Raw genomic sequence first — 21,273 nt, 5'->3', positions numbered from 1 at the left:
GCATCCTGCGAATGGCGCAAGCACTATGCTTCGCCACCTAAACGTACAAAGTCGAGCTGAGAGGGTAGTGTTTATTCGGCGGGAATTTGCGCCGGCCTTGCCGCAAGCTTCGTCAGCATGGCTTCGGCCTCGGCGCCGCGCTCGGAGCGCTCGATGAAGCCGCCGCCGAAGACGCGCGCTTCGTTGCCGTCGTCGGAATAGAGCACGCAGGCCTGCCCGGGCGCGATGCCGGACTCGCCATCGGCCAGTTCGACCGACGTCACGCCCGCGATGTGGCGCAGCACTGCCGGGCGCGGCGGCCGGGTCGAGCGCACCTTGGCGAACAGTTCGAGGCCGCCTTCGGGAATGTCGCCGAGCGGGCCGTCGCCAAGCCAGTTCATGTTGCGCAGATAGATCTTGTGCGTCTCCAGCGCCTCGCGCGGGCCGACGACGACGCGGGCGCGTTCGGCATCGAGATGGACGACATAGAGCGGCTCGCCCGACGCAATGCCGATGCCGCGGCGCTGGCCGATCGTGTAGCGCAATATGCCCTCGTGGCGGCCGAGCACGCGGCCGTCTATATGGACGATGTCGCCCGGATTGGCCGCAGTCGGCTTCAGCTTGGCGATGATGTCGGAATATTTGCCCTGCGGCACGAAGCAGATGTCCTGGCTATCCTGCTTGGCGGCCACCGTCAGCCCCATCTCCTCGGCGATGGCGCGAACCTGCGGCTTCGACAGGCCGCCCAGGGGAAAGCGCAGATAGTCGATCTGCGCCTGCGTGGTGGCGAACAGGAAATAGCTCTGGTCGCGATCGGCATCGACCGGCCGGTAGAGCGCGCGGTGGGCGCCATTGGCGCCGGAGCGAATATAGTGGCCGGTGGCGAGCGCATCGGCGCCCAGTTCCTTGGCGGTGGCAAGCAGATCGGCGAACTTCACAGTCTGGTTGCAGGAGACGCAAGGGATGGGGGTCTCGCCGGCGACATAGCTCTCGGCGAAGGGGTCGATGACCGCCTTGCGGAAGCGCTCCTCGTAATCGAGCACATAGTGGGGAATGCCAAGCGTTTCGGAAACGCGGCGGGCATCGTCAATGTCCTGCCCGGCGCAGCATGAACCGGCCCGGTGCGTGGCCGCGCCGTGATCGTAAAGCTGCAAGGTGACGCCGACGACATCATAACCTTCGCGTTTCAACAGGCCGGCGACCACGGACGAGTCCACGCCGCCCGACATGGCGACGACAATGCGGGTGTTTTCGGGACGTCCGGGAAGGTCGAGACTGTTCATGATGCTTTCGTTCTGCGCGGCGCCTGAATGCCAATGTCGAGAATATAGGTCAAGCTTTGCGGCGGCGCCAGCTTGCAAGGCGATCGACCGATCGCGGGCGATCCGCGATCCGCCGGATTTTTTCCAACCAATTCAAGGCTTCCAGCCCGATGTTTCAAATGCCTGCGAAAAGCCTAACGCGGCGTTCACGATCCTTACCTAGTCATTAGGGTCTGCTTAGGCAATTTTTAAAGCTGTGGCGGTAACGTGGCGGGGATTGGGTCTTTGAGTTTTTTGTAGAGAGTACGATGACCGATCTGGTTAGACCTAGAGTTAAGTATGTTATCGGGCCTGACGGCAGCCCTCTTACGATTGCCGATCTGCCGCCGACCAATACGCGTCGCTGGGTTATCCGGCGCAAGGCGGAAGTGGTCGCGGCGGTGCGCGGCGGGCTTTTGAGCCTTGAGGAGGCATGCCAGCGCTACAAGCTGACCACCGAGGAATTCCTGTCCTGGCAGGCGTCGATCGACGAATATGGCCTTGCCGGGCTGCGCACCACGCGCATCCAGCAATACCGGCACTAGGGCCGGCCTGACACGATCAAAGGGCGCGGCACTCCGCGCCCTTTTGCTTTTCCAGGCAGGTTCCTGGTCCTGTGGGTGATTTTTGGCGGTCAGACCGTCAGCGCCACCTTGCCGATCGGCTTGGTGGCGAGAAAGGCGTGGGCGGCCCCGGCCTCTTCGAGCCGAAAGCTCTTCGCCACATGAACGGTGAGCTTGTCCGCGTCGATCAACCGGCCAAGCTCCACCAGGCCTTCGCGGTCAGGCACGACGGACATGCGCTCGACGCGGATGTCGCGGGCGCTGGCCAGCGCCCTGGTGGCGTCGCTCAGGTTCAGCAGGGACACCAGCACGCCGCCGTTCCTGATAACCTTCAGCGAGCGTTCGGCATGCTCCCCGCCGATCGGGTCCAGCACCAGATCGATGTCGCTGACCTGACTGGTAAAATCACCCTTGGTGTAGTCGATGACCTCGTCGGCGCCGAGCCTGCGGACGAAATCGAGCTTGTTGGGGCTCGCGGTGGCGATGACGTAAGCGCCACGCGCCTTGGCGATCTGCACCGCCAGATGGCCGACGCCGCCGGCCGCCGCGTGCACCAGCACGCGCTGGCCCGATTTCAAGGCGCCATGGCGCACAAGGCCCTGCCAGGCAGTCAGGCCGGCCAGCGGCAACGCGCCTGCCTGGGTGTGGTCCGCCGCCTTCGGCTTCAGAGCGATCTCGTCAGCCGGCACTGCTACCAGCTCGGCGTAAGCCGCCGCCTGCTTGGGGAAGCGCGGCATGCCGAACACCTCGTCGCCGACCTTGAGGCCGGTGACGCCGGCGCCGAGCGTCTCGACGGTTCCCGAAATATCCCAGCCGAGGATGAAGGGCGGCTCGCCGAGCAGCGGATAGTAGCCGGCGCGCACGGCGCCATCGACCGGATTGATGCCGGCTGCCTTGACGCGAACCCGCACTTCACCGGCCTTGGGCGCGGGATCGGGCTGATTGGCAATGACAAGGACTTCGGGTCCGCCGACGGAGTTCTGGATAACGGCACGCATGAGGTCTCTCCTGCTTGGTTGATGCCGCTATCATTTGGATAGTAATAATCCCTTGTCCAGTATGTACCTTTTTGATATATACGCACCTCATGGATAGTGATGACGGCTCACCCTTCGGCTATGATGCGTTCCGGCGGACGTGCCCTTCACACACCGTGCTCGAGATGCTGGCCAGCAAATGGGTCTATCTGGTGGTTTGCGCGCTGCGCAAAGGCCGGCTGCGCAACGGCGAGCTGGCCCGCAAGCTCGAAGGCATCACGCCCAAGATGCTGGCCCAGACATTGCGCGTGCTGGAGCGTGACGGCCTGGTGCGGCGCGAAGTCTTCCCGGTCATTCCGCCGCGCGTCGAATATGAATTGACCGAGCTCGGCCAAAATCTGGGGGGACTGCTTACCCAGATCAGGGCATGGGCGGAGCAGCACGCGCCTGACATCAAGGATGCCCGCGCCAAGGCGATTGCCGTAAATGAAGGGGATTGGGCCGCCTAGATCGGTGATCTCCGCGGCAATTCGGCCGGACCAGGCATTTTTCCTGGAGTTGCTCCAGGGGCGCGCCCGCATTGACGCCCCGATACGGATCTCGGCCGGTTCAGCCGATCATGGCGCTGCGGCCGCCGGTTTCCGCCTCGCGGACCTTGGTGTCGCGCGACTCCAGCATTTCGGCCTTGGAAAGCTCCGCTTCAGCTTCGCCGAGTAATGATTCGGCAGCGCTTCGCTGCTGGGCGAGGTCGCTTTGCGAATTTCTGAGGTTGTCGCGGCGCAAACGTGCCGCCTTGGCGAAGGTCGGATAGGCGAAATGATTGATGTCGGTGATGCCGGCTTTCTTTTCCTCGGCGGTGATCTGAAGCTCCAGTTCGACGGCCATGCGTTCGAACTCGGCGATCATCATGTCGAGCTGCAGCAGCTGCCGCCGCTTCTCATTCACCTGAAACTGTTTCAGCCGAACGAGGTTTTCACGTGACTTCATGATTCGGTACTCCCGGAAACGCACACCCGCACATATCGTCCAAACCACCTGGAAAGGCCCAGGCATTGCCCGTGTCCACCGGCATCTCCCGAACTATGGGAAACAAAACCCTAAAGTTTTTTGCCGGCGGTAACCATTCGTTTACGGGCATTGTTAATCATACGGGTCAGGACTTAAGGCCGGGTAAAAATTCCGGCCGCCGAAGCGAAGGCGCGTCGATGAGTCCCTGGAGTCGCTTAGTCCAGGTTGTTAATGTGTTGCATTAGGAATTTGGGTATGGGATTCGTTATTAGATTCAAGAGGGTGTAGAAAGGGGTTAAAAAATCTGATACCGTCATGGACGGGAAATTAGGTTTTGTTAACCATTCAATGGCAGCCTCTGCACAAGGCAACCACTGCTCCGGGGCAGGACGGGTCGTGAAATGGTCCGGCAGCAGAAAAGGGGAATGAAATGCGTGTTCTGCTGATAGAAGATGACAGTGCAACCGCACAAAGCATCGAACTGATGCTGAAATCGGAAAGTTTCAATGTCTATACGACGGACCTCGGCGAAGAGGGTGTCGATCTGGGCAAACTCTACGACTACGACATCATCCTTCTCGATCTCAACCTGCCCGACATGTCCGGCTACGAGGTCTTGAGAACGCTTCGCCTCTCCAAGGTAAAGACGCCCATCCTGATCCTCTCCGGCATGGCCGGCATCGAGGACAAGGTGCGCGGCCTCGGTTTCGGCGCCGACGACTACATGACCAAGCCGTTCCACAAGGACGAGCTGGTGGCGCGCATCCATGCGATCGTGCGGCGCTCCAAGGGTCACGCCCAGTCGGTCATCACCACTGGTGACCTGGTGGTCAACCTCGACGCCAAGACTGTTGAAGTCGGCGGCCAGCGCGTGCATCTCACCGGCAAGGAATACCAGATGCTGGAGCTGCTCTCGCTGCGCAAGGGCACCACGCTCACCAAGGAAATGTTCCTCAACCACCTCTATGGCGGCATGGACGAGCCGGAATTGAAGATCATCGACGTCTTCATCTGCAAGCTGCGCAAGAAGCTCGACGCCGCGTCCGGTGGCCAGAACTACATCGAGACGGTCTGGGGTCGCGGCTATGTGCTGCGCGAACCCGAAGACATCCGCGTCAGCGCCTGAGCGGCGGGCGCCGAATCATTTTTCATCTTCAACAAGAAACCCGGCTTCTGCCGGGTTTTTTGTTATGGATCAGCGATGAGAGGTCTCTGTTTCCTCAAGCGGCGATTTTCAGGTTGCGAAAGCGCTCGAGCAACTGCGGACGATTGAACGGCTTGAGGAGATAGCCCTGGGCGCCGGCGCGCTTGGCCCGCATGATCGAGGCGATGTCGAGCTCGACCAGCGAGATCAGGATCTGCGGCCTTATCGGGCTTTCCATGGCACGCACGCGGCGGATGAGGTCAACCGCCTGCACGTCCGGCAGGGCGCCGTCGACGACGATGATGTCGGGCATGTCGGCGGCGCACATCTCCAGTGCATCAAGCCCGCTGGCTGCTTCGATGACCACCATGTCGGAACCGCCCAGGATGCGTTTTGCAACCTTCCTGATGACGCTTGAATCGTCGACGAACATGCAGCGTTTCATTTCCGGGTCCTCTTTGCCTCGGGGCAATCCGGTCGTGCGGGGCATCTGCCGAGCACCCTAGGCCGATCTGGTAAAGAACCCGAAAAGCCTTTAGGTAAAATTTTTGGAAAGATGCCGCCGGAGAGGATTTTCTTCGCGAATGCTTCGCTGCCGCCGCCGATTGGGCTATCACGGCAATATTACGCCGTTGAAATACTTTGTTCTTCCGGCAAACCGACCGGACGCTCAGGCTGCCGAAAGCACGAGTTCTTCCGCCGTCGCATGGATCGATATCGTCATGCCGGCCTCGCGGGCCAGCAGCAGCGTGTAGTAGGGCTGCACCGAATGCGCATCGATCGGCTCTTCCGGCTTGTGGCCGGAATGCAGTTCGAGGAATTTCGGGGGCACGCGCAGCATCGGGCCGCTTGCCGAAAGGGAAATGCGCGGCTCTGTTTCGAGATTCTCGAGGGTGACGACCAGCTTGCCGCCGCGCGGAATGGCGGCGTTGGCGACCAGGATCAGGTTGAGCAGCAGCTTGACCTTGTTCTTGGGCAGCAGCGCGCGTGCCCCGTTCCAGGTCAGTTCCGGCTTTTCGTTCTTGAGGAAGGCGATTGCCACCGCTTCGGCGTCGCCGGTGTCGATCAGCATGCCGGCGGAGCCTGCCGCGCCGAAGGCGATGCGGGCGAACTGCAACCGGGCCGAGGCGTTTTTGGCGCTCTGGCGGATGAGCCGCATGGCGTCCTCGTCGGCGCCGCCCTCGTCAAGCAGTTCAAGGCCGTTGTTGATCGCGCCGACCGGCGAGATGATGTCGTGGCAGACGCGGCTGCACAAAAGCGCCGCGAGGTCAGGCGCGGAAAGGGTGAACAGATCGGCCATTGGTGAAAATCCCTGCAAATTCCACAATTCCTAGCCGAGCGATTGATCGTCGCGCCTGCCCACACGAATCACGCTTCAACCCGAGGCTTTCTGAATACACAGCACTCGTATGTACAGCAACAAATCCAAAACTGTCGTCGGGGCAAATGGCGCGTTTGCGCGGACTTTCAGCGCCGCGCGACCCCAAAAGCCAGCCTTCGAACCGCCATCTTCCTGTGGGAGTTAATGGTTGAAAAAGGATTACGGCATAGTTTGCCCCTAACAGTCATCCTTAACGGCCGCCTAAAGAGCCGGACCGGATGCGAGGCGTCGGCGAAAGTGCTTCATGACGGAGATTGGAAGCATGTTTTCCCGATTCTACGACCGGAGTTTCCTCCGTGTCATCTCAGGCCGGAAGTTTCTCCGTGTCTGCTCAATGGCGATCGCGCTCATGGGCGTCCTCGTCTTCTCGACTTCAGCCCTGCGGGCCCAGGAGTACACCGCTCAGGAGATTATCGATTCCGGTCACAAATTCTTCGGCGCGACATCGGGTGGGCTCGCCACCGTCGTCGAGAAGATCTTCGCCTCCTACGGCCTGCCCAATGGCTATCTGCTCGGTGAGGAGGGGTCGGGCGCGCTGATCGGCGGCCTGACCTATGGCGAAGGCACGCTCTACACCAAGAATGCCGGCGACCACAAAGTGTTCTGGCAAGGCCCGTCGCTGGGCTGGGATTTCGGCGGCGAGGGGTCCCGGGTGATGATGCTGGTCTACAATCTCGACGATGTCGGCAACCTCTACAACCGCTATGGCGGCGTTGCCGGTTCGGCCTATGTGGTGGCGGGCGTCGGCTTCAATGTGCTGAAGAACAACAATGTGCTCCTGGTGCCGATCCGCACCGGCGTCGGCGCCCGGCTCGGCGTCAATCTCGGCTATCTGAAACTGACCGAGCGGGCGACCTGGAATCCGTTCTAAAGTACAACCCATCCTGACCGCAGTGCCAGGTTTTCTATGGGAATTGTAGGTCTGTGACCCGCCACGCGCTGCGGCAAGCTCTTGCCGCAGCGCCGGATTTCCGCCATGCCAGTGTGATGCGGTCCAGTTCCGGCGGTTGCCGCCGATAGCGGGTAGTCCTTTGGTTCAGTCGGTCCTGTTCTTTGCCCTCGGCTTTCTCTGCGCCGGCTTCCTGGCGCTGATGGTGGCTCCGGCCATCTGGCGGCGCGCCGTCGCGTTGACCCGCAGGCGCATCGAGGCCTCCATCCCGCTGACGCAGACCGAAATCCAGGCAGACAAGGACCGCATCCGGGCCGAATACGCCATGACGACGCGCCGCCTCGAAATGAACGTCAAGGCGCTGCGCGAGAAAGCGGCCGAACAGCTCGTCGAGATCAATCGCGGCCGTGAGGCGTTGAAGGGATTGGCGATCGAGCGCACGGACAAGAATCACGCGCTCGCCGAACTCGGCGCCAAGAGCGAGGCGCTGCGGCAGCGCGAAGAGGAACTGCACCGGCTTTCGGAGCGGCTCAAGGAAACCGAACGCAAGCTGGAGAAGCGGGCGCTGGAGCTCGAAAAGCTGGAGCAAATGTATGACGACGCCAGTTTTTCCTCCTCCAGCCGGCAGATCGAACTCGTGGCGCGGGAGTCCGAATTGCAGAAGCTGGCCAGCGATATCGCGTTGCTGCGCGGCCAGCGCAAGGAAGCGGACCGGCGCCAGCAGGAGATCGCGGCCGAAAGCAAGGCCGCACGCGACGCGTTGAAGGCGGAGAAGAAAAGGGCGGCCGAACTCGACAAGAAGGTCGAACGGCTGCTGGCGACGCTCGCCGATCGCGAGGACAAGCTCGACCGCCGTGATAAGGAGCTGGTGCGGCTGCGCGAAAAGGCGAAGGCCGAGGATGGCGGACCGGCCTTGCGCTTGGTCGGCAAGCCGGATGAAGCCGGCGGGCATGACGAGGCCAGGCAGCGCGATGATCTGGACCAGGCGATCGCCAAGCTCGACAACGACCGCGAGCGGCTGGAGGCCAGGCTGACGGCGCTGGCGCGCGAGAACAAGCGGCTCAAGGCGGATCTCGGCGCGTTTGCCTCGTCGGATACCGCCAATGGCAGCGCCGCGCTGCGCGAACAGATGAACGAGCTGGCGGCTGAAGTCGTCCACCTGACGGCCAAGCTCGAGGGACCGGATTCACCGATCGCCAAGGCGCTGGCGACACCGCAGGACAGCCGGTCCAACGGCGGCGATCGCAGCCTCGCCGACCGCGTGCGGGCCTTGCAGAAGGCTGACGCGAACTGAAGCGCGGTGCCGCCGTCGCCCTTGCTCAACGATGCGAGAAGTGATGCAGGGCAATGGCCGATGCTGCAGCGACGTTCAGGCTGTCGAAGCCTTTCGACATGGTGATCCGCACGGTTTGCAGACGCGCAAGCAGGCTTTCGGGCAGGCCTTCGCCCTCGGTGCCGAGATAAAGCGCCAGGCGCTGGGACGGCCTTGCATCGCGTATGTCGGTTCGTCCGCGCGGCGAGAGGGCGAATTGTTCAAAACCCCGTTCGGCGAGCATCGCCGTAAACCCTGACGTGTCGGTGAAGGACGCGAAGGGGATCTTGAGCGCGGCGCCGACTGAGACGCGGATCGCCTTGCGGTACAGCGGATCGCAGCTTGTCGCGTCCATCAGCACCGCATCGGCGCCGAAGGCGGCGGCATTGCGGAAGATCGAGCCCATATTGTCGTGGTTGGCGATGCCGACAAGCACCACCACCAGGGCCCGGCCGGGCAAGGTATCCAGCAACGGCCCGGCCGCTTGCGGCGCCTCCTTGCGGCCGATGGCCAGGATGCCGCGATGCATGTGGAAGCCGGCGATCGCATCCATCACCGCACTGGTGACGACGTAGACCGGCAGGTCCGCCGGCGCCTTGTGCAGGATGTCGTTCAGGCCGCCGAGCCGGTTTTCCAGGACAAGAACGGATTCGGCGCCAAAGCGGCCGGACGACAGAAGCAGGTCGAGAACCACTTTGCCTTCGGCGACGAAACGACCTTGCCGGCCGGCAAGATCGCGTTCGCGAATATCGAGATAGGCGGCGACGCGTGAATCCCGTGGGTCGTCGATGCGAATTGGGTCCATGTCCTGCGCTCAAACGTCGAGAGCGTGGTTCGCGCGTCGGAAAGACACACAAGCCACGCCCCGGAAATCGTCAGCGAGGTAAGCGGCCGCAGGAGCGTCCGGTCAAGTCCCGGCGCGGCGCAATCTCTGTGCCATCTGGGACAGGTCTTCCTTGCCGGTGCCGAAAATACCATCCAGCACGACAAGCAGCTCGCGCACCGCGTCGGATTTGCAGGAGTAGTAGATCATCTGACGGTCGCGGCGGGTTTCCACGAGGTCAAGCGCCCGCAGTTTGGCCAGATGCTGCGAGAGCGCGGATTGGCTGAGCATCACCTTGTCGGCGATGGCGCCGACCGACATTTCACCGTCGATCAGATAGCTCATAATCAAGAGCCGCTTTTCGTTGCCCATGAGCATCAAAAATTCGGCAGCAGATTCGGCGTTGGCGATTAGCTTTGTCGAGACCATGAATGCCCCATGCTGTTTGCTCATCGAGGCGCCATGGGGGCAATGGTGCCTGAATCCATAAATTCACTTGCGAAAGGCCACCGACGAGTCAGTGCCTTCTGTGAAGGGTAGAACATTTCTTTCAAATCTCAAGTGTTGCTTTTGATCAAATGCAATTAAGTTTCATTATTTGCCTGCCCGGCGGCCCGGCCGACCCTGGCCATTTCGACCAAGGCGGGTCGCAATTCCCCTACCTCTACCAGAGGTTGCGGGAAGAATACCCTGCAAACATTATCTCCCGACACCAAATCCATGCCATCGGCGTCCAGACCGGCAATGCCCCAGCCGCCAGCAGATGCCCCAGCGTAATAATGCGCGTAAACCGCGATCGCGTCCAGATGGTCCGTGTTCATGTGCTCGAGGGCGGATTGTTCGCTCGCCGCAAGCTCTTCGACGATAGGGCCGACGGTGACGAGATCGGAGCGTTCGAGCAGATAGGCCTTGCCGAAGCCGCCATTGAGGCTGGCGCGCTGCGGTTCGAGGCGAAAGATCGAGAAGTCGCCGAGCCCGGCATAGAGGCGCGCCTTGGGATTGCGGTTGAGATAGCGGCGCTCGGCGCGGGCGTGCGCGTCAGAGCCACGCTCGAGCAGCAATGCCTGACAGATCAGCGTCAGGCGCGGATGCGCCAGCGGATCGCCCTTGCCGGGCTCGCCGAGCAGCAGGGAACAGCGTGGATCGGCAAGCATGGCGGGCGTGTGAGCCGAGAGCATCGAGACCAGGATCAGCGGCGCGCCGTCGATATCGGTGGCGACACCGACCCGGCTCGCCAGCGGCGACCCGGTCTGCGGTTCCAGCACGGCCAGGGCGCCGAAGCGGGCGCTGCGCAGAAGCGTCTTCGCCAACCGGATCGCCTCGGCGTCGGTCTGGCGGATCACGTCCTTCTTTCGATCGTCCAAGGGTCTCGTCCCGCTAAGTTGATTTTTCGATTCCACTTATCAGGCGACGATGCCGGTCCTGGCAAGCGTTCCATGCATTTCGCTCAGAACGGCATCGCACTTCCGGGTGACCTATACTACTTCGGCGCCATGCGGATGGCACCGTCGAGGCGGATGGTTTCGCCGTTCAGCATCTGGTTTTCGATGATGTGCAAGGCGAGCGCGGCATATTCGGACGGTTCGCCGAGGCGGGACGGGAAGGGTACGGCGGCGCCGAGCGAATCCTGCACCTCCTGCGGCATGCCAGCCATCATCGGTGTCTTGAAGATGCCGGGCGCGATGGTGCAGACGCGGATGCCGGAACGGGCAAGATCGCGCGCCACCGGCAGGGTCATGCCGACCACGCCGCCCTTCGAGGCGGAATAGGCGGCCTGGCCGATCTGGCCGTCATAGGCGGCGACCGAAGCGGTGTTGACGATGACGCCACGTTCGCCGCCCTGCAGCGGCTCGAGCCTGGCGGCGCGGTCAGCGACGAGGCGGATCATGTTGAAGGTGCCGATCAGATTGACCTCGATCACCTTGCGGTATTGATCGAGCGGATGCGGTCCGTCCTTGCCGATCGTCTTCACGCCAATGGCGACGCCGGCGCAATTGACCAGGAGGCGCGGCTCGCCAAGCTTGCTCGCCGTTTCGGCGAGGGCCGCAGTGCCACTATCGGCGCTGCTGACGTCGCATTGGACGGCAATGCCGCCGATTTCGGCCGCGACCTTGGCCGCGCGGTCGATGCCGACATCGAAGATGGCGACACGGGCGCCCTTGGCGGCAAGCGCGCGCGCCGTTGCCTCGCCAAGGCCGGAGCCGCCGCCGGTGACGATCGCGATCTGGCCGTTCGGGTTCATAGCGTCATCCTCTCCCGGAGCAATTCATTATTTCACGAAAGCGCCGGCCTGTTTCACATCTTCCTGGAATTGCTTCAAGAAAACAGGGACGGATCAGGCCCGGATCGACGGGCAAGGTCAAGCCATCGGCTATACGTGCTCGGCGACCCTGGCCTGGCTGGCATGACCGACCTCGCCCGTGAGCCTGGCCACCGCGCCCGGCGTGATCTCATGGGACAAAAGGCGGTCGAGGTCGACAGGGCGCGGCATCGAGATCTGGCCGCGCGGGATGCGCTTGAAGCCGAGCGGCCCGTAATAGGGCTCGTCGCCGACCAGTATGACGGCGGGCGCGCCCGCCTTTGCAGCCGCTTCGAGTGCGATCGCCACCAGCCGGCGGCCGATGCCGAGATTCTTGAAGGCCGGCCTCACCGCGAGCGGTCCGAGCATCAGCGCACGGCCGGCACCGGCGGCGATGCGGGTCATGCGCACCGAGGCGACGACGAGATCGCCGTCGACCGCGACAAAGGACAGCGCACGCTCGTGGCCGCCGGCTTCGCGGATCTTGTAAGCGGCCAGCACGAAGCGGCCAGGCCCGAAGGCCTCGTCATTGATGGCTTCGATTTCAGGGTCGTGCGCCGGAGTTTCCGGCAGGTATCTCACGTCGGCAAGGCTCATGGTCTTTGCGTTCCGGTAGAGGAGGAAAGGTTGCTGCAAACGGCAGCGTTCGCCAGTCAGCGCTTCATCAAGCGCGGGCGCCCTTTCGTCGTCGGTCAAACCGGATCAAAGCAAAGTCGAACATGCGGAGTGTCCGCTAGCATCAATTTTCGGCCGCCGCAATTGGTCTGATGCGTTCGCCGTCTCCGTCAAGTGACGGTCTGTTCAGCACCTGACGTCTTCGACGGGGCAACCTTGCGCCTAAATAACGCGGCAGGACGCAAGGAGATTCGCATGGGATTGCTGGTCGAGGGCAGGTGGCAGGATCGCTGGTATGATACGGCCGACAATGGCGGCAGGTTCGTAAGGACGCAGTCGCAATGGCGTGACTGGATCACCGTCGACGGGGCGCCGGCCGAAGGCCGGACGCGCGGCTTCAAGGCCGAGCCTGGGCGCTATCACCTCTATGTCTCGCTCGCTTGTCCCTGGGCGCACCGGACGCTGATTTTTCGCGCGCTGAAGAGGCTCGAAGGCATCATCTCCGTCTCGGTCGTGCATCATTTCATGGGCGCCAACGGCTGGACATTCCTGGCCGAGGACGGCGCCACCGGCGATGCTCTCTATGATCTCGACTTCCTGCACCAGATCTACACCCGGGCGGAACCGGCCTATTCGGGCCGGGTGACGGTGCCGGTGCTGTGGGACAAGAAGGAACAGACTATCGTCTCCAACGAGTCTTCCGAGATCATCCGCATGCTCAATTCGGCGTTCGACGCATGGGGCGATGCAAGCCTAGACTTCTATCCCGAGGCGTTGCGCAAGGAGATCGACCGCGTCAACGCGCTGGTCTATCCCGCGGTCAACAACGGCGTCTACCGCGCCGGCTTCGCCACCACGCAGCGTGCCTATGAGGAGGCGTTCGGCGAACTGTTCGCGGCGCTGGATATGTTGGAGGAGCGGTTGTCAAAACAGCGCTATCTCGTCGGTGACCGCATCACCGAGGCCGACTGGCGGCTGTTCACCACGCTGGTACGCTTCGATCCGGTCTATGTCGGCCATTTCAAATGCAATCTGCGGCGCATCGCCGACTATCCGAACCTCTCGAACTATCTGCGCGACCTCTATCAGGTGCGAGGCGTCGCCGCGACAGTGAACCTGCATCACATCAAGGCGCATTATTACGGCAGCCACGAGACGATCAATCCGACACGGATCGTACCGGTCGGGCCGGAACTGGACTATGGCGCGCCGCATGACCGGGCAAGGTTCGGGACCTGAGATCGCCGATGGCTGCAAATCGCCGAGACTTTACCGGAAGGTCTCGGCGTTGATGCGAGCCTGTCTGGCAAGCTCGGCTTTCAGGAAACTTTTGCCCATGCGGCTGGAATAGCCCCAGGCGTTGATTGCAAAGACGACAAGTCCGCCAAACAGCAGGACGAAAACCCAGACAAGAGCAGGCATGGTATTGCTTCCCGGCATGGCCCCGCCGCAACGGCAAGGCCGACGAGCATCAGTGAAAGCAGGCACGAGGCCAGAGACGAAAAAAGCGTGATCTTCCAATATTCGTCTCGATTGAAAAGCCGAAGGTTCCTGTTAATGAATCTGTAGGAGGCGAAAGAGGTCGACCCGAACGTGATGGCGAAGCCGCTTGCATGGCCGAAGCTGTCCGGTAGCGATGGAAACATCATCGCCACGCCCATGAACACAACGGTCAAGCCCACCATCATAAGACTATAAAGGCCGACATAGGGCCAAACACTCACTGATTTTACTTGTTCGACATCCATGGAATCGCCCCCCGTTGATTTTCCCGATCAATATAGCTCGAGATTTTCAGCCAAGGCGCGCTTACCAATAGGGCGACGCGGACTCCTCCCCAAAAACCTCGGCGATGCGCCGCAGCGTCGCCGGCGTCGTATCCCTGGGCAAGCGATCCAGGGGGAAGAAGCCGGCCTCGGCGATCTCATGGTCGGGCAGCTTCGGTGTGGCCTGGCTGAACTGCTCGATCAGGTAGAAGCCGACATGGTCGCGCCGGCTGGAGCGGCGGTTGAAATGCATCGACTTCAGCACCGCGGGGGCGGTCAGCGCGATGTTGCCTTCCTCGGCGAGTTCGCGCACCAGCGCCTCGGCCAGCGTTTCTCCGACCTCGACGCCGCCACCGGGAAGCTGCCAGCCGGGCACGTAGGTGTGGCGGATGAGGAAGATGGAATTCGTCGCGGCGTCATGGACGAGGCCGCGCACGCCGAGCGTCATTGGCCGCCGCAGCACGAAATAGAGGTGGAACAGCCGGCCCCGCAAACCTGGCCAGCCGGTCTGGCGGAAGGTGTCGTCCGGATTTGCCATCAGGTGAGAAACCGGTAAGGAAACCTTGAGTGGAAAGCGGGGCGCTGGTCGCCTATGAGGGATGGATGTTCAGGCTCGCGCATATTTCCGATGTCCATCTGGGGCCGCTCCCCGATGTATCCTATCGCGATCTCGCCTCCAAGCGCGTGCTCGGCTACGTCAACTGGCAGCGCAATCGCCGGCGCCACATGCATGACGCCGTCATCGACGCCATCACAGCCGACATCAAGGCGCAGGACCCCGACCACCTCGCCGTCACCGGCGACCTCGTCAATCTGGCGCTCGACGGCGAGATCGAGATGGCCAAGCACTGGCTGGAGACGCTGGGATCGCCGCATGACGTTTCCGTGGTTCCGGGAAACCACGACGCCTATGTGCCAGGCGCCTTCGACAAGGTCTGCCGCTCATGGGCGGCCTGGATGAGCGGCGACGGCGTCAACACGCCGGTCGACCGCAACGCGTTCCCCTATCTGCGCGTGCGCGGCAATGTCGCGCTGATCGGCGTCTCGACGGCGCGCGCCACGGCACCCTTCATGGCCAATGGCTTCTTCATGGAAGGGCAGGCCGAGCGGCTTGGCAAGATCCTGCGCGATACGGCCGGACAAGGCCTGTTTCGCGCGATCATGATCCACCATCCGCCGGTGCGCGGCGCCGTCTCGCAGCACAAGCGGCTGTTCGGCATCGCCCGCTTCCACAAGGTCATTCGCAAGAACGGTGCGGAACTGGTCCTGCACGGTCATTCGCATCTGCCGTCGCTGTTCCAGATCGGGCTGCGCGGCACCAAGGTCCCGGTGGTCGGCGTCGCCGCGGCCGGCCAGGCGCCGGGCGGCAAGCATCCGGCGGCACAGTACAATCTGTTCGACATCGATGGCGAAAAGGGCAATTGGCGCATCCGCCTGACCCGGCGCGGCCTGACCGGGCCGGCGATACCGCCCACCGATCTGCAGACCATGGAACTGGGTGTGGAGGCCGGCGCTTCTATGGCCGCAGGCTGAACACCATCGCCACGAGGCGGTCCCAGAACAGGGCGACCGACACCGCCAGGCCGACCAGCGCGCCGGCGGCGACCAGACCTAGGCCCGAAAGGAAGGCTGACCAGCCGTTGCCGCGTTGCTGTGACCGCAGCGGCGGCTCGGCCTCCGCCACCTCGGCACGCCTCATGCCGGCGACGGCCGACTCGACCCCACCCTCCATCATCCTCTGACGCTCGACGATACGCTCGGCGACATAGCGCGTCACCGAATCGGCAACCGGCTTCATCTCCGTCGATTCGGCAAGCACCACGCGGCCGATGCGGGTGTCCTTGAGGAAGCGGTAGGTGCGGCGATCGCGCCCCATGGCAACATGGCTGACGGCATCGATCCACAGGCGCGGTTGCAGCCCTGCCGAAACGACGAAGTCGAAATTGTCCATGTCGGCGGGCACGTCGGCAAAGACGGGTGCGAGTTCGGCGGCCAGCAGTTCGAGGCGCATGCGATGCGCCTCGCGCATATCGACGACGACATCGTCGCGGTCGGCGAAGGCGTTCTTCACATCACGGATGGCATCGGACAGTTTTCTTGACGGATCGATCTTTTCGCCTGCGTCCTTCATCGGCGTCAGCCTCGCGGGTTTGGTTAACATGGGGTTAACACAGCCGCCGGCAAAATGCACTGGCGAGATCAAGGGGACCAAGGCGCTCCGGGATGTTGTGCTGAACCGCGCCGCGTTACGCGAGGCGCTTCAGGTCTTTGTCTTACGCATGTCGTTCTTCCAAAACCGAGGTCACTTCCGGGCGACATGCATTGAGCAACTCAACTGGCCGCGGCGGTGAGTTTGGGGCGAACGGGCCTGGCGCGGCGGTTCATATTGCGCCGGATGATGTTGGCGATCAGATCGGGCGCTTCCTCGATCAGCATATGGCCGGCCTCCAGCACATGATGCACATGAAAGCGTGCCGGCAGGTCATCCGCATGGCTGAAGGGCAGCACCGCGTCATCACTGCCCCACACCACCATGACCGGCATGGTCAGCCTGTCCAGCTGCTCGCGCGGGATGACGCCTTGCCGGTCGTCCCTAGTCATGGCGGCGGCGATCTCGACGAGTTTTTCCGATTGTCCGGGCCGCTGGCGCATTTCGCAGAGCGTATCGGCAATGTGATCGAATGGCCGCGCCCGTGGACCCGACATGGCGGCAAGGCAGGCGCGGATCTCGGACGGGCTCCGTGCGGCGGCATAGCGGCGCAACAGCGGCCCGTTGATCTCCGGGCCGAAGCCGCCAGGCGCCAGAAGCGTCAGTGAGGCCACCTTCTCCGGCTCGGCCAGTGCCATCAAGGTCGCTACCGCTCCGCCCATCGAATGGCCAACGAGATGGATGCGTTTGAAGGCGCGGGCCGCAAGGTCGGCAAGAACGGCACTTGCCGCGACCTTTGCAGGCCCGGCACCGGGAAAGTCGAGCGACAGGCCGTGCCCCGGCAGGTCATAGGCAAGGGTGCGCGCGGAAGGGGCGAGCGGGGCGATCACGTCGCGCCAGACGTCCGCGCAACCGCCGAACCCGTGCAGCAAGACGATGGTCTTCGAGCCAACACCCTGTTCTGCGGCATGGAGCGATGAGATCATGAAAGCAGGTGCTAAATTACGGGAAGCTTGAGTCTAGAGTCTAGCTGGATGCTCTTTGTCCAGCTGGATGACCAGTAAAATCTTCGCGATTAGGCGCGGGCGCGCGCATACCATTCAACGGCTTGGCCGGCAAAAGCCGGCAAATCAGCCCGATTGGCGTTCTGTCGTGCTCGCGTGAGCACGGCACAATTCCATGGTCCAAATAGTCCCGGCCTACCGGAGGTCAGCTGGCGTTGCCGAGCCCGGCGGCGCGCAAGGCGCCGATCAGCCGCTCGGTCAGGTCGGCCGGATATTTTCGGTCGATGAAGGTCGCGCGCGGATTGGCGGCGAACTTCGGGAATTTGGCGGTGAGTTCATCGAGCAGCTTGCGTGCCAGGCTGTCCTGGCCGGAGATCCTGGCGCCGATCAGCCGCGCGGCAAGATAGTGCGATTTCGTCGCAGTGGTTCTCAGGGAGGAGCTGGCGATCGCGGCCTTGTCGGTGTCGCCGAGCATCAATTCGCCAGCGAAAAGCCCGAAATCCCACCATGTCGGATGGCCGCTGGAAGCATCCACCGCATGGGCCAGAAGGGGTGTTCCCTCGGCGTAGCGGCCGGCGAAAACCAACCCATAACCATAGGCGGCCGCCATGGAGACGTCATAGGGGTTGAGGTCATAGGCCTTGCGCATCCAGCGCAGCGCTTCGTCGGCGTTGCCAAGACGCGAATTGATGTAGCCGTAGGAACGATGCGCATAGGGACTGGTCGGACCCATCTGCACGGCGCGGTGGGCGAATGTAATCGCCTTCTCGATCGTCGCATCCGGCGGATACGCGTAGTGGTCGTTCACGGCCTCTAGGTGCAACGAGGCGAGCTCGGAATAGACAAGCGACGATCTCGCGCCGTTCTCGGCAAGGGTTTCGAGGCAGCGATAGGCAGCCTCGTGGGTTCTGGCGTTCTGATCGAGATAGTATTTGCCGTTGAGCAGCAGGCACTGCGTCAGGCCATTCTGAATGCCGCTCTGCTCGATATAGTTGTAGATCGTGCCGGATGCGGGCAGCGCGGAACTCAGGATGCCGGCAATACGGTCCTCGACGGCCGAAGGCGCGCTGTCGGCGGCGGTCAGGTTACGCGACAAAAGCACCCGTCCGGTCGCCACGCTCTGCAGTTCGATGGTGATCTCGCCCGCCCCCGGTCCGGGCAGGACATCGAACATGAAGCTCGTTGCACCGGCGACCGGATCGGTCTTGTCGACTGTGTCGCGGCCGATGAAGTCGATCGTATCGAAGCCACTCAGGCCAGCGCGCAACGACGCCGCAACGCGGCTGGCGTCGGCGCCGCTGGCCTTGACGGCGATGTAGACAAGCGGCAGGGCCTCGCTGACCGGGGACGGCGCGATACTGCTGGTCAGGCCGGCGCTCTCGAATGTGGCCGGCAGATCGCCGCCGGCCAGCAGCGCGCCGCTGCCCTGGCGCAGGATCAGGACGCCGAGCATGGCAATGACCACGGCGACCGCCATCCAGAAGAATTTGAGATGGCGCGCCACCGAGGGTGCGAACGCCGCCGCCGGCGCCAGCAAGGCCGCGGGCGCAACGGCATCCTCGGCAGCGTTGGGGTGCTCGGCTGGAGCTGCCGCCGCCGGCGCCTGCTCGGCGGGTTTGGCCGCTTCCGGCAGACGGATCGCGTTGAGCTCGTAGGCCGGCACGTAGCCGCCGCGCGGAATGGCGATGCGGAAGGGCTCGGCGATACCCTCATTGGCGAAATATTGCTGCAGCAGCTCGCGCAGCCTGCCTGCCTGCACCCGCACCACGGCATCGGTCGACGGATCGAAATCGCCGTCCTTGCCGAAGACGTCCATGGCAATGGAAAAGCCCTTGAGCCTGTCGGCTTCGCCGGCCTGCTCGCGCTCGACAAGATAACGGATCAGTTTGCGCGCACGCTCGGATCGCCCGAAGGTTTCGCTGGCAAGCAGTCGTTCCAGTGTTTCGCGCACTGCGGGGGCGGCAGGCGTGGCGTGCTGCAAGTGTCGATCCTCTCGAAGTCGGCACAGGTTGAGGCGCGATCATATAGGGCCGGCAACGCCGCACAAGCATACACGCATTATGCGATCGCGTACCACACCGGATAATTTTCCGGTGGTTAACGGCGCCGCCGATGCCGGCTACAGGACGAGCGCGCCGCCAATGTCAGCCGTTTGAGGCCAAGGCCTTGTTCGGACTTGAAAAATGGCTGGCGCGAGAGTGGTCGTGATCTCTCGCGCCAATGGTCGGTAACGCTACCGCGGCTTGCGGCCGACGATGCGGTTGGCGGCCGACGTCACCGCTTCCAGCGAGGCGGCGACGATGTTGGTATTGATGCCGGCGCCGAACAGCTTGCCGCCGGGATATTCCATTTCGACATACGAAATGGCGGATGCATTGGAGCCACGCTGCATCGAGTGTTCGGAATAATCGAGCACCGACATCTCGACGCCGACATGGCGCGACAGCGCATCGACGAAGCCGTCGATCGGGCCTGTGCCGGTACCCGTAATGGTCACTTCCTTGCCCTTGTCGAGGATCACTGCCTCGATCACGCGCCGTCCCTTGACCACCGTATCGGGATAGGTGTGGTGGTCGAGGAATTTCAGGCGCGCGCCCGGCTGGTCGACATAGGTTTCGAGGAAGCGCTCATAGATGCGCTTGGCCGGCACTTCCTTGCCTTCGGCGTCGGTGATCGCCTGGATCGCCTGGCTGAACTCGATCTGCAGGTTGCGCGGCAGATTGAGGCCGTAATCGGCCTGCAGCACATAGGCGATGCCGCCTTTGCCGGACTGCGAGTTGATGCGGATGATCGCCTCGTAGCTGCGGCCGACATCGGCCGGGTCGATCGGCAGATAGGGCACTTCCCAAAGGCTGGTGTTGGCCTTCTTCAGCGCCTTCATGCCCTTGTTGATGGCGTCCTGGTGCGAGCCGGAAAAGGCGGTGTAGACGAGTTCGCCGACATAGGGGTGACGCTCGGGGATCTTCAACTGGTTCGAGTATTCGTAGACGTCCTTCATCCGGTTAATGTCGGAGCAATCGATGCCCGGATCGACGCCTTGCGTGTACATGTTGAGCGCCAGCGTGACGATGTCGACATTGCCGGTGCGCTCGCCATTGCCGAACAGCGTGCCTTCGACGCGGTCGGCGCCCGCCATCAGGCCGAGTTCGGTGGTGGCGATGCCGGTGCCGCGGTCATTGTGTGGATGCAGCGAGATGATCAGGTTCTCCCTGTTGTCGAGATTGCGGCACATCCATTCGATGCGGTCGGCATAGATGTTGGGCGTCGACATCTCGACCGTCGACGGCAGGTTGATGATCAGCTTGTTGTCCGGCGTCGGCCTGACGATCTCGGTGACGGCGTTGCAGATCTCCAGCGCGACTTCGAGCTCGGTGCCGGTAAAGCTTTCCGGCGAGTATTCGAAGCGATAGCCGCCGCCGGCCTTGGCCGCCATATCGGTGATCATCTTGGCGGCGTCGGTGGCGATCCGCTTGATGCCGCCGACATCCTTCTCGAAGACGACGCGGCGCTGCAATTCGCTGGTCGAATTGTAGAAATGCACGATCGGGTTGGTGGCGCCCTTCAGCGCCTCGAAGGTGCGGGTGATCAGCTCGGGACGGCACTGCACCAGCACCTGCAGCGACACGTCGGCGGGCACGTTGCCTTCCTCGATGCACCAGCGGGCGAAGTCGAAATCGGTCTGCGAGGCCGAAGGGAATCCGATCTCGATCTCCTTGAAGCCCATGTCGAGCAGCAGGGCGAACATGCGCGCCTTGCGCTCATGGCCCATCGGGTCGATCAGCGCCTGGTTGCCGTCGCGCAGGTCGACCGAACACCAGATCGGCGCCTTGTCGATGACCTTCGAGGGCCAGGTGCGGTCGGTGAGGCCAACGGTCGGATAGGGTTGATACTTGCGGGCCGCGTCGGGCATGCCGCGGGCTGGCTCCCTGCCGGCGGACGCGGCATCAAGGCGGACTTGTTCTCGTGCGTTCATCGTCTTGTTCTCCCGGCGGCCCTCGGATCCGTCTCGGACGGATGGCTGGCGAGTGGCGCCTTTACCAGATTTTCGTTCGCTTGATGTGAC

The 21,273-nt window shown here is 62.8% G+C and carries 23 protein-coding genes and 1 pseudogene; 7 read left to right on the top strand and 17 right to left on the bottom strand.

Annotated features, from left to right (window positions below; all coding sequences use genetic code 11):
* Positions 1-71: 71 nt before the first annotated feature.
* Positions 72-1,262 carry a tRNA 2-thiouridine(34) synthase MnmA gene (gene mnmA, locus QQK95_RS17410; protein ID WP_284274914.1) on the bottom strand — a complete coding sequence of 397 codons (1,191 nt, stop codon included), beginning with the start codon at positions 1,260-1,262 and terminating at the stop codon, positions 72-74.
* A gap of 287 nt (positions 1,263-1,549) precedes the next feature.
* Between mnmA and sciP the strand changes: the two genes are divergently transcribed.
* Positions 1,550-1,825: a CtrA inhibitor SciP gene (gene sciP / locus QQK95_RS17405; RefSeq protein ID WP_006203587.1), complete on the top strand. Its 276-nt coding sequence runs from the start codon at positions 1,550-1,552 to the stop codon at positions 1,823-1,825.
* An 89-nt stretch (positions 1,826-1,914) separates the two neighbouring features.
* On the opposite strand, the gene QQK95_RS17400 is transcribed toward sciP, so the two are convergent.
* Positions 1,915-2,841 carry an NADP-dependent oxidoreductase gene (locus QQK95_RS17400; protein ID WP_284274912.1) on the bottom strand — a complete coding sequence of 309 codons (927 nt, stop codon included), beginning with the start codon at positions 2,839-2,841 and terminating at the stop codon, positions 1,915-1,917.
* A gap of 89 nt (positions 2,842-2,930) precedes the next feature.
* Between QQK95_RS17400 and QQK95_RS17395 the strand changes: the two genes are divergently transcribed.
* On the top strand, positions 2,931-3,329 hold the full coding sequence (locus QQK95_RS17395) for a winged helix-turn-helix transcriptional regulator (RefSeq protein ID WP_284274910.1): 399 nt from the start codon (positions 2,931-2,933) through the stop codon (positions 3,327-3,329).
* Positions 3,330-3,429: 100 nt separating this feature from the next.
* Here the strand turns inward: QQK95_RS17395 and QQK95_RS17390 are convergent, their stop codons facing one another.
* Positions 3,430-3,807 (bottom strand): flagellar export protein FliJ, encoded by a 378-nt coding sequence (locus tag QQK95_RS17390; RefSeq protein ID WP_027030743.1) that lies wholly within the window; start codon positions 3,805-3,807, stop codon positions 3,430-3,432.
* A 451-nt stretch (positions 3,808-4,258) separates the two neighbouring features.
* Between QQK95_RS17390 and ctrA the strand changes: the two genes are divergently transcribed.
* Positions 4,259-4,954: a response regulator transcription factor CtrA gene (gene ctrA, locus QQK95_RS17385; RefSeq protein ID WP_006203583.1), complete on the top strand. Its 696-nt coding sequence runs from the start codon at positions 4,259-4,261 to the stop codon at positions 4,952-4,954.
* A gap of 94 nt (positions 4,955-5,048) precedes the next feature.
* Here the strand turns inward: ctrA and QQK95_RS17380 are convergent, their stop codons facing one another.
* Positions 5,049-5,417, bottom strand: a complete 369-nt coding sequence (locus QQK95_RS17380; protein WP_019860755.1) for a response regulator — start codon at positions 5,415-5,417, stop codon at positions 5,049-5,051.
* A 225-nt stretch (positions 5,418-5,642) separates the two neighbouring features.
* Positions 5,643-6,272, bottom strand: a complete 630-nt coding sequence (gene chpT / locus QQK95_RS17375; protein ID WP_284274905.1) for a histidine phosphotransferase ChpT — start codon at positions 6,270-6,272, stop codon at positions 5,643-5,645.
* Between the two features lie 415 nt (positions 6,273-6,687).
* Between chpT and QQK95_RS17370 the strand changes: the two genes are divergently transcribed.
* Both QQK95_RS17370 and QQK95_RS17365 read left to right on the top strand, forming a co-directional pair.
* Positions 6,688-7,224 (top strand): DUF1134 domain-containing protein, encoded by a 537-nt coding sequence (locus QQK95_RS17370; protein WP_284274903.1) that lies wholly within the window; start codon positions 6,688-6,690, stop codon positions 7,222-7,224.
* 160 nt (positions 7,225-7,384) lie between these two features.
* On the top strand, positions 7,385-8,536 hold the full coding sequence (locus QQK95_RS17365; RefSeq protein ID WP_284274902.1) for a coiled-coil domain-containing protein: 1,152 nt from the start codon (positions 7,385-7,387) through the stop codon (positions 8,534-8,536).
* Positions 8,537-8,561: 25 nt separating this feature from the next.
* Here the strand turns inward: QQK95_RS17365 and QQK95_RS17360 are convergent, their stop codons facing one another.
* From QQK95_RS17360 to QQK95_RS17340, 5 genes are all read right to left on the bottom strand, one after another.
* On the bottom strand, positions 8,562-9,359 hold the full coding sequence (locus tag QQK95_RS17360; RefSeq protein ID WP_284274901.1) for a TrmH family RNA methyltransferase: 798 nt from the start codon (positions 9,357-9,359) through the stop codon (positions 8,562-8,564).
* A 102-nt stretch (positions 9,360-9,461) separates the two neighbouring features.
* A complete protein-coding gene (locus tag QQK95_RS17355) occupies positions 9,462-9,806 on the bottom strand; it encodes an ArsR/SmtB family transcription factor (protein ID WP_027047319.1) in 345 nt (114 codons plus the stop codon).
* A gap of 155 nt (positions 9,807-9,961) precedes the next feature.
* Positions 9,962-10,741 carry a HugZ family pyridoxamine 5'-phosphate oxidase gene (locus QQK95_RS17350; protein ID WP_284274929.1) on the bottom strand — a complete coding sequence of 260 codons (780 nt, stop codon included), beginning with the start codon at positions 10,739-10,741 and terminating at the stop codon, positions 9,962-9,964.
* Positions 10,742-10,857: 116 nt separating this feature from the next.
* Positions 10,858-11,619 (bottom strand): 3-hydroxyacyl-CoA dehydrogenase, encoded by a 762-nt coding sequence (locus QQK95_RS17345; protein WP_284274900.1) that lies wholly within the window; start codon positions 11,617-11,619, stop codon positions 10,858-10,860.
* Between the two features lie 129 nt (positions 11,620-11,748).
* Complete coding sequence (locus tag QQK95_RS17340) at positions 11,749-12,273, bottom strand: GNAT family N-acetyltransferase (protein WP_284274898.1); 525 nt, start codon at positions 12,271-12,273, stop codon at positions 11,749-11,751.
* Between the two features lie 273 nt (positions 12,274-12,546).
* On the opposite strand from QQK95_RS17340, the gene QQK95_RS17335 reads away from it, so the two are divergent.
* Positions 12,547-13,530, top strand: coding sequence for a glutathione S-transferase family protein (locus QQK95_RS17335; protein WP_284274897.1), 984 nt, complete (start codon positions 12,547-12,549; stop codon positions 13,528-13,530).
* A 30-nt stretch (positions 13,531-13,560) separates the two neighbouring features.
* On the opposite strand, the gene QQK95_RS17330 is transcribed toward QQK95_RS17335, so the two are convergent.
* From QQK95_RS17330 to QQK95_RS17325, 3 genes and pseudogenes are all read right to left on the bottom strand, one after another.
* Entirely contained in the window at positions 13,561-13,713 is a 153-nt protein-coding gene (locus QQK95_RS17330) for a hypothetical protein (RefSeq protein ID WP_284274895.1), read from the bottom strand.
* A gap of 26 nt (positions 13,714-13,739) precedes the next feature.
* Positions 13,740-14,039: pseudogene (locus QQK95_RS33530) on the bottom strand (ABZJ_00895 family protein); the annotation flags it as partial.
* Between the two features lie 61 nt (positions 14,040-14,100).
* Positions 14,101-14,595, bottom strand: coding sequence for an NUDIX domain-containing protein (locus QQK95_RS17325; RefSeq protein WP_284274893.1), 495 nt, complete (start codon positions 14,593-14,595; stop codon positions 14,101-14,103).
* Between the two features lie 65 nt (positions 14,596-14,660).
* Between QQK95_RS17325 and QQK95_RS17320 the strand changes: the two genes are divergently transcribed.
* Positions 14,661-15,590, top strand: a complete 930-nt coding sequence (locus QQK95_RS17320; RefSeq protein ID WP_284274927.1) for a metallophosphoesterase family protein — start codon at positions 14,661-14,663, stop codon at positions 15,588-15,590.
* Here QQK95_RS17320 and QQK95_RS17315 read toward each other — a convergent pair.
* From QQK95_RS17315 to leuA, 4 genes are all read right to left on the bottom strand, one after another.
* Positions 15,574-16,188 carry a hypothetical protein gene (locus tag QQK95_RS17315; protein ID WP_284274926.1) on the bottom strand — a complete coding sequence of 205 codons (615 nt, stop codon included), beginning with the start codon at positions 16,186-16,188 and terminating at the stop codon, positions 15,574-15,576. The genes QQK95_RS17320 and QQK95_RS17315 overlap by 17 nt on opposite strands.
* Before the next feature lie 200 nt (positions 16,189-16,388).
* On the bottom strand, positions 16,389-17,192 hold the full coding sequence (locus QQK95_RS17310; protein ID WP_284274890.1) for an alpha/beta fold hydrolase: 804 nt from the start codon (positions 17,190-17,192) through the stop codon (positions 16,389-16,391).
* A gap of 223 nt (positions 17,193-17,415) precedes the next feature.
* Positions 17,416-19,191, bottom strand: a complete 1,776-nt coding sequence (locus tag QQK95_RS17305) for a tetratricopeptide repeat protein (RefSeq protein WP_284274888.1) — start codon at positions 19,189-19,191, stop codon at positions 17,416-17,418.
* Between the two features lie 252 nt (positions 19,192-19,443).
* Positions 19,444-21,183, bottom strand: coding sequence for a 2-isopropylmalate synthase (gene leuA, locus QQK95_RS17300; protein WP_284274886.1), 1,740 nt, complete (start codon positions 21,181-21,183; stop codon positions 19,444-19,446).
* Between the last annotated feature and the right edge of the window lie 90 nt (positions 21,184-21,273).

This window comes from Mesorhizobium huakuii (genome assembly GCF_030160235.1).
In the GTDB taxonomy this organism is placed as follows: Bacteria; Pseudomonadota; Alphaproteobacteria; order Rhizobiales; family Rhizobiaceae; genus Mesorhizobium; species Mesorhizobium huakuii.
Note: the sequence above shows the minus strand (reverse complement) of the source record. Positions and strands in the feature narration are given on the sequence as shown.